Origin of the sequence: Mesorhizobium sp. B2-4-17, assembly GCF_006441275.1 — a bacterium.
Lineage (GTDB): Bacteria > Pseudomonadota > Alphaproteobacteria > Rhizobiales > Rhizobiaceae > Mesorhizobium.
In genome coordinates this window covers 124,454-137,760 of sequence record NZ_VFUX01000019.1, presented here as the reverse complement: position 1 = coordinate 137,760, position 13,307 = coordinate 124,454, and the positions used below count along the sequence as shown (strand labels likewise).

Here is a 13,307-nt window from a genome sequence, read left to right as displayed (position 1 = left end):
GCGCTGATTTCGACGGCCTCCCAAGGCTGCCGCATCGCCACGCGTATCGACGACTGCCAGCCCTGGAGCCTGAACATGAACACTCGCGCCTCTAGTTCCCCCACGCCTCGCCTGACCCCGAAGATTCTGGAACGTCCGGAGCCTTGGGATTTCGTCCACGTCGATCACGACGCTGAGGCGCGGAGGTGTGAAATACAAGGACGGCCAGCACTTCCTGATGTCCCCGGAATGCCGGGACATGCCGATCAAGCAGCTCGTCCAGATTGACGAGGAGGAAGCCTACGCGATCTTTCGTCAGTTCCGCTGGCCTAAAACCCGGGGCGAGCCCGTCTGCCCGCATTGCGGCATTCTCGACTGCTACGCGCTCCGCAGGCGCGCGTTCAAGTGCTCCGGCTGCCGCCGCGAGTTCTCCGTCACCTCGGGCACCGTGTTCGCCTTCCACAAGCTCAGCTTCTGGAAAATGCTGGCGGCGATCTGGATGTCCGTGAACGCGGTGAAGGGCAAGGCCGCGCTGCATCTCTCCCGCGAACTCGGAGTGCAGTACAAGACCGCCTGGGTCCTGTCGCTGAAGATCAAGGAAGCCCTGGGGCTGCGCCGCGTCGACATGAAGCTCGACGGCCAGGTGCAGATGGACGGCAAATACGCGGGCGGCCACATCAAGCAGGAGAACAAGGCCGAGGACCGGATCGACCGCCGCCTGAAGAAATACCAGAACATGAAGCGGCTCTGCGTGCTCGCGCTGCGCGAGAAGAACGGCAGCGGGTTCGAACGCACCTTCACGCGCATCGTCCGCGAGGAACAGGGCGAGGCCGCCTGGGCGACGGTGCGCGACCATGTCAGCCGGGACGCGACCGTCGTTACCGACGAACACCCCAGCTATGCCGACGTGGCCGACCTCAACGAGCACAGGCAAGTGAACCACTCGGAGGCCTACCAGACCCAGGACGGCACGAACACGAACCACGTCGAGAGCTTTTTCTCGCGCATCCAGCGGGCCTATGTCGGCATCCACCACCGCTTCTCGCTGAAGTATTTCGACTTTTACGTCGCCGACATTGCCTGGCGCGAGGACAATCGCCGGAAGAGCAACGGCCAGCTGACGGCGCTGGTCCTGTTCGCGGCGATGCTGAACCCGACCTCGAGGAACTTCTGCGGCTACTGGCAGGGGAACAGCCCGCCCGATCCGTACTTCGAGGACTTCGACAGGCCCTTCGCGCCCGCCTAGGCCGCGATCTCCCACTGGCAGCGATGGCCGTCGAGCATGCCAGCGTGGCGGACGCGCCCGGCCTTCTGCAGGGCATCCAGGATCGAAGACAGGCGGTTGCCGATGAGGGCGACCCTGGGATCGTCTCCGGAAAGGCCATGCCTTGTCGCGAATTCCTGCGCGCATTCGGCGGTCGACATCGGGCGCCTGGCGGTCCGCAGGATCTCAAGGGTCATCTGGCGCTTGTTCGTCCCGCCGATAAGCTTGTCGAGTTCCTTCGCGCTCATGGCCGTGGGCGGGCGGCCGCGGCGCTTCTGCGGCTGCTCTTCCGGCCTCCATTCCGGCTCGTAGATCGAAATCACCTTGTCGACGGCCGCGATCTGCGCCTGCAGCTCGGCAAGCGCAGCGGCCAGCTCGCGGGCACGCCCAGCCAGCTCTCCTCTCTTGGCCTTCAATTCCTCTGGTACGCCCATCTCGCCCCCTGAAATCCTGCTTTCAGAGGTACCAGATCAAGGATTAAACTTCTGGTGGCGGTTGCTACCGAATAGCGGAAAAACCAGAGGCAAGCGGAATAACCGCTTGTGAAAACGAATTTGAACCCGTATAAAGAAGCTGGGCAGTGCCCGCCGGGTCTCCCTCTGGAGGCCGCCACTATGCTCTAAGCGAAAGCTTGGGGCATTTTTGGTTTTTGGGCTTTGGCATTATAGGCCTCTCTCCCGACGCATCGAATGACGGCGACCGCGTTTGGCCGCTCTACACATTATCCACCAGTTGCGTGCAACCCGCACCGCGACGAAGTGATCGCGCCCGGATTTCGCCACCTGCTTTGGCATCAGGTCGTTCAGCGCCACGAACAGGTGAACCTGGCTCGCCCCGCCTTCGGGCCCGTAGACCGGGACACCGGCATCCTCGAGCATTCTGGCGATCGTCGAAGCTCGATGCCCATGCTCCTCTGAGGCGAGCCCCTGTTCGACTTTGTCCCAGTATTCCAACGTCGTCCGCTCCCCTTCAACATGGCTCGCTACCGATGCTGATCCGGATCCAGATCGACAACAACCCCTGGCACGTGACGCGGCGAGTCGGCCTGGAGCGCCAGCGGTCGCTGAAGTCGGTGACCCGTGGCGGAGCTGTCGGCGGCGCTCGACAGGGACCTAGCTTCCTAACTGCATTTCAGGTTATCCGACGCTAGTCCTGCAGTCATCTTCCGGCAAACGCCAAGTCAGTCTTTCTCAGCAGTTCGCTGCCGATGCCGAAGCTCCAAGTCGCCGGGCCGCCAATCCTGCTTGCGGCCGACCCGTCCAAAACGGATGTGAGAGGGAGAACATGATGCGAATGGGCCTCGGCCGCATCCGTGGCCTTGTTCAAATGCTTCAACATTTCACCTGCCGAGGCTCTCGCACGAAGCAAGATGGTTATTTCGGGGTGGCAGTGCACCGGATCATAGGCGATTCCGAGCAGGCGTGAACCCAATCTATCGACCTCGTCGAAACCTGTCTCCTCCCTCAGTTCCCGTTCAGCCTCCGCAAACAGATCCACGGGTCCGTCGTCATGCGCATTCGCATAGCCCCCGACGAAATACAGGCCTCCTGGGTTTTGTTCAGCCTCCAATGAACGCCTGGTGACGAGCACATATCCGTCAATCCCTAGCGCCACGGCAGTAATTCCTATCGGGTCGGATCGGCTCGCATCTGGGAATCTGTCGACGAACGCGGGATCCCTACTCGAGACATAGGAAGAGAAGGTGGTTCGCTGGAATTTCAGATCTATGCGTTCGCCTGTCGCGTCAAGCGCGTGGAGCCGCGCAAGAGATCCATCGAAGGCTCCGGGATTTCGCTTCTGGAATTTCTGCCAGACCTCCTGGCGATGCCTTTCAGCCGTCTCGGAGAACGTGAAATCTCCGAAAATTTTGGCGCTCACCTGATCGGGTCGGTAGCACCCAACCGCAAGGAAATTGCTACGCAAAGCCATGGCCGCCTCTGATCTCCGATTCCCGATATGTCGCTCCAGGGCGAGCCGTTTCCTGATCGGGTTCCTCGCAAGTGCTTACCGATCCGGTGATCGTATTTGACCGGATCTCGTTGTTCTGGAGTTCTTTGGGAGGCGGATGAGCGGTTCGCGGGTCGGCAGACTTTGTGCGCGTGTTATTGCGCACTCGGTGACACGTCGACCGCTGACACCCCTGCCGCCAATAGGCGCCTGAGGCAAGGACGGAGAAGACTGATTGCCATAGCGATATCCGTTCAAGGCCTTTTTCCCCGAGGCGGAGAATGGGTCAGGGATTGTCTACTGTCCAGCATGAGACAGGAACCCAGCGAAGGGGTTGACGCGGTCCGCTGTCGTTGGTCCACGTGATCTAGCTGATGGCGCTTAGCTTCGGCAGATCGTGTTCAGGAACACTTGGCCGACATCGTTTTAGGACAAATTCGTCGGGTCTGCCACCAACCGCGGCCCCCAGCAACGGGCGCAGTGAGGAGGACCGACCCTGCAGACCAACTGAACACGAGACACGTTGTCAGGTCACTTCCGATCCACCAGTCGACGGATATGCTCTAACGATATCAGTTTGTTCATCAGGCCAGCATTAGAAAGTCTGGGCGCATGGTCGAGACGCGGTCCATGTTGCGTTCGCTGGGGTGAGTGCGCGTTGATGCTGGCACCGAGCGTTTCCTCGAGCGTGCGGGCAACGCCGTCGGCGCCAAGCAGAAGCATAGGCAGACGGTAGACCTCGGCCCAGGCACGCCAGTCGGCGGCGACAAGTTCGAGATCGTCGGACACGAGCAGCGGCACCGTCAGCATCGGATCATTGTGCAGAAGCTTGAGCTCCGATGTGAATTCTCCATCCGGATCTTCCATCGCGCAGGCGGCCACGCCGCTGAAAACCTTGGCGGGAAGGGCAATGATTGTCGGCACGCTGCTTGAATCCTGCAGGCGTCGGACCACCACGCCACGCTGGTTGAGCGTGAAGGTCACGTCGCCATAATTGTCGCGCGTGGTATAGCTCACCGTCTTCGGCAGGCGCGATGGGTCGAGACGCCTGTTGCGGCCGGTCCAAGAGCTCGCCTCCGGTTCAGTATGAGTCCGCTCACTATCTTCCATCACTGGCACCTGGAGAGAGAAGGGTCCTGAAGCACAGCACGCAACCGATCCCCCGAGTGAGCCCCAATCCTTTGCGGCGCCGCCGTCTTCGGCTTGCGTCCAGCAACAGCTGCGTGCCTTCGCAATCTCCACCCCTTATCGAGGTCGAACGGATGTACCCGGCTCGAACTCTCAACAGATGTCCTACTGCCACATAAACTAGCTTTGCATTCTGCATTAGCGATTACTAATTTATGTCAATTTTTCGGTAACTTTGGCAAAAGGGACCGTCGGCTGCGCTATGCAACGGAGTGTGTGTGCGCCGCAATGTCGACGCAGCGCAACAAGACCGACAAGCCCGATGCGCTGGGCATCGCCCACATCATTGCGCACCTGCTGGTTCCGACAGGCCTTTCGGAAAGCTGCTACCGAACGCGTTTCTGCTGACGCACCGACGCAATAAGGCCAAGTTCCTTTACCTGGAGAACGCCTCCGCCACCCGCTGAAGTCGTTCTCGGCATCCGCTTTGAGGCAAGGTCGGACGCGTGGCATTCGGGCAGGCGGCACGCTAGGTTGTGGCACACGATCCACTATCAGTCGAGGCTGATGACGCGATACTGTCGGCGCGCGCGGCGCTGTGGCGGCAGCAGTGGCGGCAGCATCGGCGACTGCATGATATAGTCGTGATCGTCGCCCGCAACGAATCATGCCGACGCTTCATGGCATCGGCCCGGTGACCGCGCTCTCCTTCCTGACCGCGATCGACGATCGGTCGCGCTTCCGCCGTTCGCGTGTCGCGGCCTTACGTTGAAGGTCAGCTATCGTGCTTTGCTGGTCACAAGCGAATTGACCGCTACCGATCCAAAGCGGTCGAGGAGTTGAAGGTGGGAATGCCTTTGTTGCGGGTAGGTGTTAGAAGCTCCTAAGATGCGCGGGGAATGTTCCCTCTTTGTTCGAAAAGAGTCAACCCAACACACGTCCAGAGTGCACACGGGCCGCGCCTGACAGCACACTCGATCACGCCAAAATCAATTGCGGAATTCACACGCCTGTCGCACTGTCCGGGTTTCGTAGCTTTCGAGGAGGAAAGGCTATGTTGTACCCCGGTCAGTGCTTGGGGCCGTGCGAGATCGATATGCTCTCTTGCGTGTGCCGCATTGTATGCAACGAGAACGGCATTCCCCTTGAATCGCAGCAGGCCCAGCGCATCGCGTCCCATCTGCTCAAGCTGTTCATGAACGGCCTGATAAGCGAGGAGGAACTGCTGGATGCCGAGAGGAACCGGGCCGGACGACTAAAGCAGCCGCTCCAGCATCAGCTTCCGCCCCAGAACGTTGCGGCCGACAGCCAGTTGCACTTCGGCTAGATCGTTGCCCAGCTCCCCGACCGGTGCCTTGGCGGGCACCACGGCACCACCGCGCCGCCTTCTGAATGGCCCACAGTGGGAAGGCTGACCAGACATCCATCCAGACCTTGAGGTTGGGCGCTACCTAGCTCTCGCTCGACCGGGTGCCGAACTTGGGCTCCGAGATCGCCACCTCAATTGCCTCGTTCAGAAGCAGCGGCTGTGAAGGCTGGCTTCAACGCCTGCTCCAGCTTCACAAACTCTGCTCAATTGCTTCGCCTCCGTCTGTCAAAGGGCAGGCATCAGTATGGCCGGGACTGATCCGACCTTCCGCTAGCAGTCTTGGCCACAGCAGCTCTTCTTGTTTGAGGTATTCAAACCAAACTGACCACTCCCGGCCCGCATGTCACCATGCATGGTGGATGTCGACCGCACTATCAGGCCAGTCTGACGGAAGCGGAATAAAGGTGTCGGCCATGTTCGGGCTCAAGATCTCATAACCGACAAAGCGGTTACTCCGCGACCCCCTGGCATCGATGAAAAAAGCCCCCTTGGTGTCGACGATCACTAACCGGAAACCAGGTACGAACCGCATCATCTAGGATCCCCGTATTCCTCTGCGTCATAGTCGCAGCTGGTATAGTCGATGCCAACCAGTGGCAACCTGGCCTGCAGACCGACAATCTTGGACCGGGGAATCTTTCTATGCTCAGCGTCGTCCATGGGTTCTCCTTGATCATGCCAAAGAAGAACCTCTCTTGAGCTCCAACTCAGCCTCGCGTCCGGCAAGAATCAACCCGCCCGGCCGACCTGAGACTCCCCTAGCGGATGGCGGCGGGCGAACTCCTCGTATTGCCTGGCCAAGAACTCCCGCTTGGCCTTGTGCCGGACCAGCCGTCCCTCAAGATTTTCATAGGACGTGCCTCGTAGAGCTGACGCGATAGCCACTCGGCCATCCACCGGACGTATCGAAATCAGCGCCTTGTCGAAAAGCGTGTGTATGTCCGCTCGAAGCAGCAGTCCGTTGCCAATGTCATTTCGGAACTCGACACCCTCTGCAAAAGGAACGATGTGGGCTGCTTCGATGACAGCTTCTACCCGATTTCCGCTCACCAGGCATCGTGCGCCGTACAGGCGGACCAAGGCGAGCTTAAATGCCGCTTGCTGAGGACGCGCTTCGATGCTGGCAAACCGCCTCTCGAACCCTTCGGCAATTTGCTGTGAAGCGGCTTCGAGCGCCTTCTCTTCGGCGGACCTCGGCATGGATTGCCTATAGGCTGCAATTCGCGCCTGTCTCTTGCGCTCAGCGTTTCCGAGTGCCTTCCAGAACTGCGCGACATCCGCGTCGCTGACCTCGATCGTTCGCCTGTGGCGGTTGCTTTTCAGGAAATCCAGGAGCGCGCTTCCGCTTGGACCTGGCGGCCTGTCATTCAACCGAACATGAGGCCGTACCAGTTCCACGTCCTTCAGAATCACGTCCAGGGTTTCTCCACGATCAGTGACAAGGCTTACCGTGGCCGTGGCCGTCAGACCTTGCCCCTTGCCGTATTCGGGATCTTCGTGGGTCCAAATGACCAGCAGGTCACCGGGGCCGATTTCCCGACCGGGCCCACCCCTAAGCTTGGTCGCGTGCAAGATCGACATGGTTGCTCCTTCCCATTGGGAAGCATCTGTTGGCCGCGGTTCAGCCCCGTTGAAATGCAGCTCGCAGTTGGCCTTCAGTAGGAAAGTTGTCATCTCCGATTGTCCGTCGACTGTTGCCCTGTCGGACCGGACGAGGGCGAATAGATGGATTTCGTCGTCACAAGTTGCGGCCCGCAGATGACACAGGGAGACCCATAGTGATAGGCACCGCCCTATCCCGAGACCAATACAAATGCCAGCGGAATACGGTAGCGGACGTGGGCAACGTTCGGCGTGACCCTGACAGCCAAGACCGCGCGCTCCTGGAAGTCAGGAGCGACCATCATGCCCCGGATTTCAGTGGGCATCAGCCCTTGGTGACGACGATCTCGCCATGTGGGCGAGTATCTGCGCCAGCGCTTCCTTGGTGGCCTTCTTCACCTTCATGGCTCACGTCCAGCACGCCACCAAGGCGGTTGGCCGATCGCGAGAAGTGAGTCGCCCTTCGAAGGGAGCGTGATCCGCTCGAGGTCCGTAAACCGGGCAAGGCCAGCGGCATCGTGAGGCCTAACCGAATTTCCAATTAGGCTTTCGCCCCTTGTCACAACCGACATGCGGCGCAGAGCTGCCTTTCGCCTCGCGGAGATGTACGTCGGCCACTACACAAACGGCATCAGCGTTGAGCCGACACCGAAAGATGCCGAAATGGACTACCGCCCAAGGCGGTCAACCATGGGGTTGCCTCTTTCATCATGAGGCGCAGGCCTGTGCCTAGTCTTAGTCTAGGCCTGCCTTTCTTATGGAACCAGAACATTTGCGGCATCCCTTGGAAGTTAGAGGGACGAACAGGAAGAAGAACGGCGGCATCATCGTGCCGATGCTCTGACGACGCCGACGATGCCGATCATGCCGCCGATCATGATCGACGGCATCATCATCATCATCGGCACATAAAATGGTTCAAACGGGCCTGTGCATGACATCGGCCGGTCAACCAATGCCCACGTACGGATGGTCGCGTCGATCGGAGGGGTCCGTCAATCGCCAAGGGATGGGGCCGCTCATCACTCACGCGCACTATGGTCATGCTCATGCCGATCATCAGCGTCATCTGTCGGCAATGTAATCGACGATGACGGTGACCATGGCGACGATGATGATCGACACGATGCCGACGACGTTGTCGGCGACACGCCGCCCTGTAGCAATGGCGCGCCTGGCCGGGCAGTCGTTCGTCGAAAGCGAAGGCCGCCGTTTCCTAGCCTGTCGCAATCCCGATCCGCATCAGTTTACGGCCTGCCTGCGTTCGACCGCCGCGCCCCCCGAGCGCGAGCATCGAAGAGGGACTTCCGAAGAAAAAGAAAATAGGCCGCCCAACGAGGTGTTGGACGGCTCCAGTTGCTGAGAGGTGAGCGGTGGCACAAAAATTGCTTAGCCTCGAACCGCACCGCCCAAGACAAAGCCCTTACGAAACACACGGTTGAGCACCAGGTATAGAATTACGACTGGCGCAGAATAGACAATGGAGTACGCCGCTACGCCCCCGTACCGTGTGACGTTGGCGGCCAGGAAGGAGAAGATCTTTACCGGGCTAGGTTGCATGTCCGACGATGTGATGAGGACCAGCGGAGCCAGGAAATTCCCCCATGTGTTAACGAAGGCGAATATGGCACCGGCAGCGATGCCAGGCATGGCTAGCGGCACGACCACGCGCCACAAAATTTGGGCTGTATTCGCACCCTCGATCCGCGCCGACTCCTCAAGGTCGAGTGGGATGGCATCGATCGCATTCTTGACGATGAAGAGCACGAACGGAAGCGAAGTCACGCCCAAGAACACCGCGGTCGGGATCATCGACAACCAGTTCAGAGATGCGAATATCTGGTAGACCGGCACGATCACGATGTTGATCGGCACGCCGGACAGGAACAGAACAATCAACAGCGTCGCGCTTTTGAACGGAATGTAACGACGCGAGAAGGCATAGCCTGCAAAAATGGACGGAACCGTCGCGATGATGGTGGCGATCATCGAAATAATGACGCTGTTCAAGATCCCCCGCATGCGCCCGGGTTCGGCGACGGAATAGAAGTTATCCATCGTTAGCGTTGGAAGATGGACCTGTCGGCTCGCCGTAGCGTCAACTGACGCAACGATCAGCCAGGTGAGCGGCAGAACGAAAAGCAGACCGCAGAAAAGCAGTGACGCGTTGACGGCCGCGCGATCTAGCGTGAAACGGCGATCCTTTACCTTGGGCGCACCATCCAAAACCGAACCTGCGGCCCTGAAGCGCCCTTCTTCAACAATGATGCTCATTGGTGGCCTCCTGGAATATTTCTAGGCGATTTTTTGAGCCCGATTTAGCCAGCGGTCGATGCCGACAAAGGCCAATCCAAGCAACGCGGCCATAACGACAATGACGTTACCAAGCAGGGCACCGTAGGCCAAATTGCTGAAGCTGAAGCCCTGCAGGTAGGAATAGACGGGCAGGATGTTGGTTTTCCCACCTGGACCGCCACCCGTCATCATGAAGACGAGCGTAAAGTTCCCAAAGGACAGAAGCGTCATCATCAGCACCGAAGTCATGATGGTGGGCCTTAGCATGGGAAGGGTAATGCGCCACAATCGCTGTGCTCCTGAGGCGTTTTCGAGCATGGCGGCTTCGATCATGTCCCGGGGGATATTCTTCAGCGCCGCGGCGAACATGAGCATGGACAGGCCGCATAAGGACCAGGCATTGGCCGCGGAGACGATCGTCATCGGGAACTTGAACAGCAGATCGGAGCCAGGCACTCCCAGAACTGTCGGAAGGACACCGCCAGCGGTCGACACTGCAAACCAAACAACCGCCACCGTTGCCGGCGGAAGGATGCAGGCGAGCATCGCGAGAGCACCAACCATGGTGCCGAGAGCCGGGAGAGCCTTTTCCATCAACATCGCGAGAATCAATCCCACGACCGTCGAGGCTATCGCGCCAGCGCCGACCACAAAGTAGATGGTAAGCAGTACGGAGTGATAGAACTCCTTGTCGCGGAACATATACAGGATGTTGTACGTGCCCGTGAACCGATAGTGGAGAGCATTCGCCCCAATGAGCTGGAGGTTGGTCAGACCCAAATAGAACGCGTAGGCGATAGGCACCACGAACAGTCCCAGCAACAGCAGCGCCGCCGGGGAAAGTAGGAGGGCGCTGCTCCATTCGTATCGCTGTCGATCAAGCCGAGGCATCACCATCGTAGTCACCTTTTTGGGTTCGAGAGCTCTTCCCACGGCTTGATCCTTGCAATTGTCACATAACCGATTGGCAGATTATTTCTTGACCATCACCTGGTCGGCACCAAGTTGGTTGGCGACATAGTCGTTCATCTTCTGGACCGCATCGTCGACCGACACCGTCGGGTCGAGCACAACAGCCTCTGTAGCGGTGATGAAGCCCATGGCCCAGACCGGGTAGCCCGCCTTGAGAGGTATGCCGACGGATTGCGGCAAGAGCTTCTGGAAGCCCTCCTGGAATGGATCCAACGCCAACCAGTCCTTGTCCTGCCTGGCTTCAGGGGTTGGCGGTGTCCATCCATTCAATGCCGCTGTCAGGATATTGCCTTTCGTCATCTGCAGTTCGATGAACTTCCAGGCGATGTCCTTGTTTTTGGAGTTGGCGTAGATCGAACTGCCCCAACCGCTGAGCGCGGACCCAACCCCGGGTGCTTGGCCATTCACGGTGGGCAACGGAGCATAACCCACCTCATCTTTGGCATTCGGATAGTAGGGTGCGGACACCTTCTTGACCCATTGCAGGCTGAACCAGTTGCCAGCCAGTGTGATCCCGATATGATGATTGGGGATTTCCGTAGGGGGCGTGGCGATCGCAGTCGCATTGAGGAGCTGAGAGGCCGGAGCAAGCAGTCCTTCGGCCGATGCCGTCCGATAGGCGTCGATCACCTCACGGATACCCTTGCTATCCACCACCCATTTCTGGCTGCCGGCATCGTAAATGGTCGGATCGGATGATCCCAGCAGAAGGCTGTTCGGTCCGTAGGATGCCGCGCTGGCTCCCTGCGCGGTGCCGGTGGACAGCCAAAGCGGCCAGGCATCAGGGCTTGAAGACTTGATCTTGCGTGCCGCGTCGAGAACGTCCTTCCAGGACTTCGGCTCCCAAGGCATCGCGATGCCTGCCTTGTTGAAGAGGGTCTTGTCGTAGAGGAGACCCATCTCGTTCTCGCCGTGGCTGATTCCGTATGTTTTCCCGTCGAGGGTGTACTCTGCCTTCACGGAGTCCGGGATCGTCTTGTACCAGTCGGACTTAGCAGCGTACTCGCTAAGATCGGCCAGGTAGCCGCTTTCAATCCATTGGACGATGTTCTGGTTGGAGAGTTCTGCCAGGTCCGGCGCCGTATCGGGCGAGCGGTAGAGCAGCCCCATCTTGTTCTCGAAATCCTTGTAGCTTCCAGGGACTGGAATGGCCTCGACGGTAACGTTCGGGTTGGCCTTCTGGAATTGGTCGATGACGCTCGCCCAGTATGCTTTTCCGAGCTCTGGAGTCAGCGGGACGAAGTCCTGAGAATACGCGATCCTGAGCGTGACCTTGTCCTGCGCAAAGGCAGGCGCTTGGAAAGCAATCATTGTTGCCGTAATCGCAAGAGAACCGAGAATGACTGTCTGCGATATTTTGTTTCTATTGCGCATGCTATTCCCCTTATTTGTGCTGCACGGTTAGAGATGGGTCGAAAGGCGACAAGCTGCCCGGCTTGTGGGCATTTACGTCGATTGTCAGCAGCGCATCGCCAGTTTCCGGGTCGAAGAGGTGGAGGTCGTGGATGTCGAATGCAAGGTCGACATTGTCGTCGACTTTCACGGGAGCGAAGCTTGGGAACTTTGCGTTCACCAGCGCCTCGCCGATCTTGACCATCACGAACGATTCAGCGCCCGTGGTTTCGATGCTGATGACCCTGCCCGAAATGCGCTGATCGCAGCGGGAGGGAGCATCTTGCACCCAGTGCAAGTCCTGGGGCCTGATGCCGCCCTGCACTTTGGGTTTCGCCTTTTGCGAAAGAGCAGCAACCTGCATGTCGGACAACTTGAATGAGCCGCCGAGGAGCCGAACGGATGCACGCGATTCGATCCCGAAGAGATCGCCATCGACGATGTTCATCTTGGGAGAGCCGATAAAACTTGCGACCTCTCGATTCAACGGGTTGCGAAACAACTCTTGTGGGGTGCCGATCTGCATCAGGCGACCGCGAGCGAATACGGCTATGCGATGACCCATCGTCATCGCCTCCACCTGATCGTGCGTCACATAAACGGTAGGGATGCCCAACCTCTTCTGAAGGTCGGAGATTTCAAATCGCATTTGGGCGCGAAGCGCGGCATCCAGGTTGGAGAGCGGCTCATCCAGGAGAAAGAGCTTCGGCTCGTGGATCATGGCGCGGCCGAGAGCGACGCGCTGCCTCTGACCACCGGATAGTGCCGCAGGTTTGCGGTCCAGCATGGAAGTTAGGCCGAGCATCTCGGCAACGCGTCGAACGCGCTCCGTACGCTGCGCCTTGGGCTCGTGCCTCACTTCCATCCCGAATGACAGGTTCTTCGCAACCGTCATGTGCGGATAAAGGGCATAACTCTGGAAGACCATCGAGATGCCCCGCTCCCCCGGAGGAAGCAGCGTTACGTCCTTGTCGTCTATCCAGATCCGCCCATAGGATGGTGTCTCCAACCCCGCGAGCATTCTCAACGTCGTCGTCTTTCCGCAACCCGAGGGACCGACGAGCACCAGGAACTCGCCATCGTTGATCTCGAAATTGAGTTCTTGTACCGCGGTGTAGTCTCCAAACATCTTGGAGACACGCTCAAATCGAACTTTCGTCATCGGCTCTCGCGCTTCCTTCTTCCAGGTCTCGCCGGACTGCTCAATTCATGTCATGCACGAACCGTGCCAGATTCTCGACCTCTACCTAAGCTTTTGAAATACGACACTTTTATCAGGATGGTCTCGCCGATCTTTTCCGTCGCTTGAGACGCACTTGCTGACTTAGCTTACGTCTCAGCATTGAGACTTCCGGGAAC

At 58.9% G+C, this 13,307-nt stretch carries 14 protein-coding genes; 4 read left to right on the top strand and 10 right to left on the bottom strand.

The annotated features are described in order from the left end of the window. Window positions 1-187: 187 nt before the first annotated feature. Window positions 188-1,225: an IS1595 family transposase gene (locus FJ548_RS16880; protein WP_140778457.1), complete on the top strand. Its 1,038-nt coding sequence runs from the start codon at window positions 188-190 to the stop codon at window positions 1,223-1,225. Here the strand turns inward: FJ548_RS16880 and FJ548_RS16875 are convergent. From FJ548_RS16875 to FJ548_RS16860, 4 genes are all read right to left on the bottom strand, one after another. Then, window positions 1,222-1,677 carry a hypothetical protein gene (locus FJ548_RS16875; protein WP_140778456.1) on the bottom strand — a complete coding sequence of 152 codons (456 nt, stop codon included), beginning with the start codon at window positions 1,675-1,677 and terminating at the stop codon, window positions 1,222-1,224. The genes FJ548_RS16880 and FJ548_RS16875 overlap by 4 nt on opposite strands. A 228-nt stretch (window positions 1,678-1,905) precedes the next feature. Continuing rightward, window positions 1,906-2,196, bottom strand: a complete 291-nt coding sequence (locus FJ548_RS16870; protein ID WP_140778455.1) for a hypothetical protein — start codon at window positions 2,194-2,196, stop codon at window positions 1,906-1,908. Between the two features lie 205 nt (window positions 2,197-2,401). Beyond that, entirely contained in the window at window positions 2,402-3,172 is a 771-nt protein-coding gene (locus FJ548_RS16865) for an NUDIX domain-containing protein (RefSeq protein ID WP_140700119.1), read from the bottom strand. Between the two features lie 549 nt (window positions 3,173-3,721). Continuing rightward, window positions 3,722-4,300, bottom strand: a complete 579-nt coding sequence (locus FJ548_RS16860; protein ID WP_246678690.1) for a DUF6101 family protein — start codon at window positions 4,298-4,300, stop codon at window positions 3,722-3,724. Between the two features lie 685 nt (window positions 4,301-4,985). On the opposite strand from FJ548_RS16860, the gene FJ548_RS30840 reads away from it, so the two are divergent. Both FJ548_RS30840 and FJ548_RS16850 read left to right on the top strand, forming a co-directional pair. Beyond that, window positions 4,986-5,090, top strand: coding sequence for a transposase (locus tag FJ548_RS30840; RefSeq protein ID WP_348640942.1), 105 nt, complete (start codon window positions 4,986-4,988; stop codon window positions 5,088-5,090). A gap of 282 nt (window positions 5,091-5,372) precedes the next feature. Further along, complete coding sequence (locus FJ548_RS16850) at window positions 5,373-5,645, top strand: hypothetical protein (RefSeq protein WP_140778454.1); 273 nt, start codon at window positions 5,373-5,375, stop codon at window positions 5,643-5,645. Between the two features lie 385 nt (window positions 5,646-6,030). On the opposite strand, the gene FJ548_RS16845 is transcribed toward FJ548_RS16850, so the two are convergent. Both FJ548_RS16845 and FJ548_RS16840 read right to left on the bottom strand, forming a co-directional pair. Then, window positions 6,031-6,222, bottom strand: coding sequence for a hypothetical protein (locus FJ548_RS16845; protein WP_140778453.1), 192 nt, complete (start codon window positions 6,220-6,222; stop codon window positions 6,031-6,033). 194 nt (window positions 6,223-6,416) lie between these two features. Then, window positions 6,417-7,361 (bottom strand): HNH endonuclease signature motif containing protein, encoded by a 945-nt coding sequence (locus FJ548_RS16840; RefSeq protein ID WP_140778452.1) that lies wholly within the window; start codon window positions 7,359-7,361, stop codon window positions 6,417-6,419. Between the two features lie 1,018 nt (window positions 7,362-8,379). Between FJ548_RS16840 and FJ548_RS16835 the strand changes: the two genes are divergently transcribed. After that, window positions 8,380-8,652: a hypothetical protein gene (locus FJ548_RS16835; protein ID WP_140778451.1), complete on the top strand. Its 273-nt coding sequence runs from the start codon at window positions 8,380-8,382 to the stop codon at window positions 8,650-8,652. A 26-nt stretch (window positions 8,653-8,678) separates the two neighbouring features. Here FJ548_RS16835 and FJ548_RS16830 read toward each other — a convergent pair whose 3' ends face one another. The 4 genes from FJ548_RS16830 to FJ548_RS16815 form a co-directional block, all read right to left on the bottom strand. After that, window positions 8,679-9,563 (bottom strand): carbohydrate ABC transporter permease, encoded by an 885-nt coding sequence (locus FJ548_RS16830; protein WP_246678689.1) that lies wholly within the window; start codon window positions 9,561-9,563, stop codon window positions 8,679-8,681. A 21-nt stretch (window positions 9,564-9,584) separates the two neighbouring features. Continuing rightward, complete coding sequence (locus FJ548_RS16825; RefSeq protein WP_140778450.1) at window positions 9,585-10,481, bottom strand: sugar ABC transporter permease; 897 nt, start codon at window positions 10,479-10,481, stop codon at window positions 9,585-9,587. A 75-nt stretch (window positions 10,482-10,556) separates the two neighbouring features. Next, a complete protein-coding gene (locus tag FJ548_RS16820; RefSeq protein ID WP_140778449.1) occupies window positions 10,557-11,930 on the bottom strand; it encodes an extracellular solute-binding protein in 1,374 nt (457 codons plus the stop codon). A 10-nt stretch (window positions 11,931-11,940) separates the two neighbouring features. Continuing rightward, window positions 11,941-13,110 (bottom strand): ABC transporter ATP-binding protein, encoded by a 1,170-nt coding sequence (locus FJ548_RS16815; protein ID WP_140698070.1) that lies wholly within the window; start codon window positions 13,108-13,110, stop codon window positions 11,941-11,943. Between the last annotated feature and the right edge of the window lie 197 nt (window positions 13,111-13,307).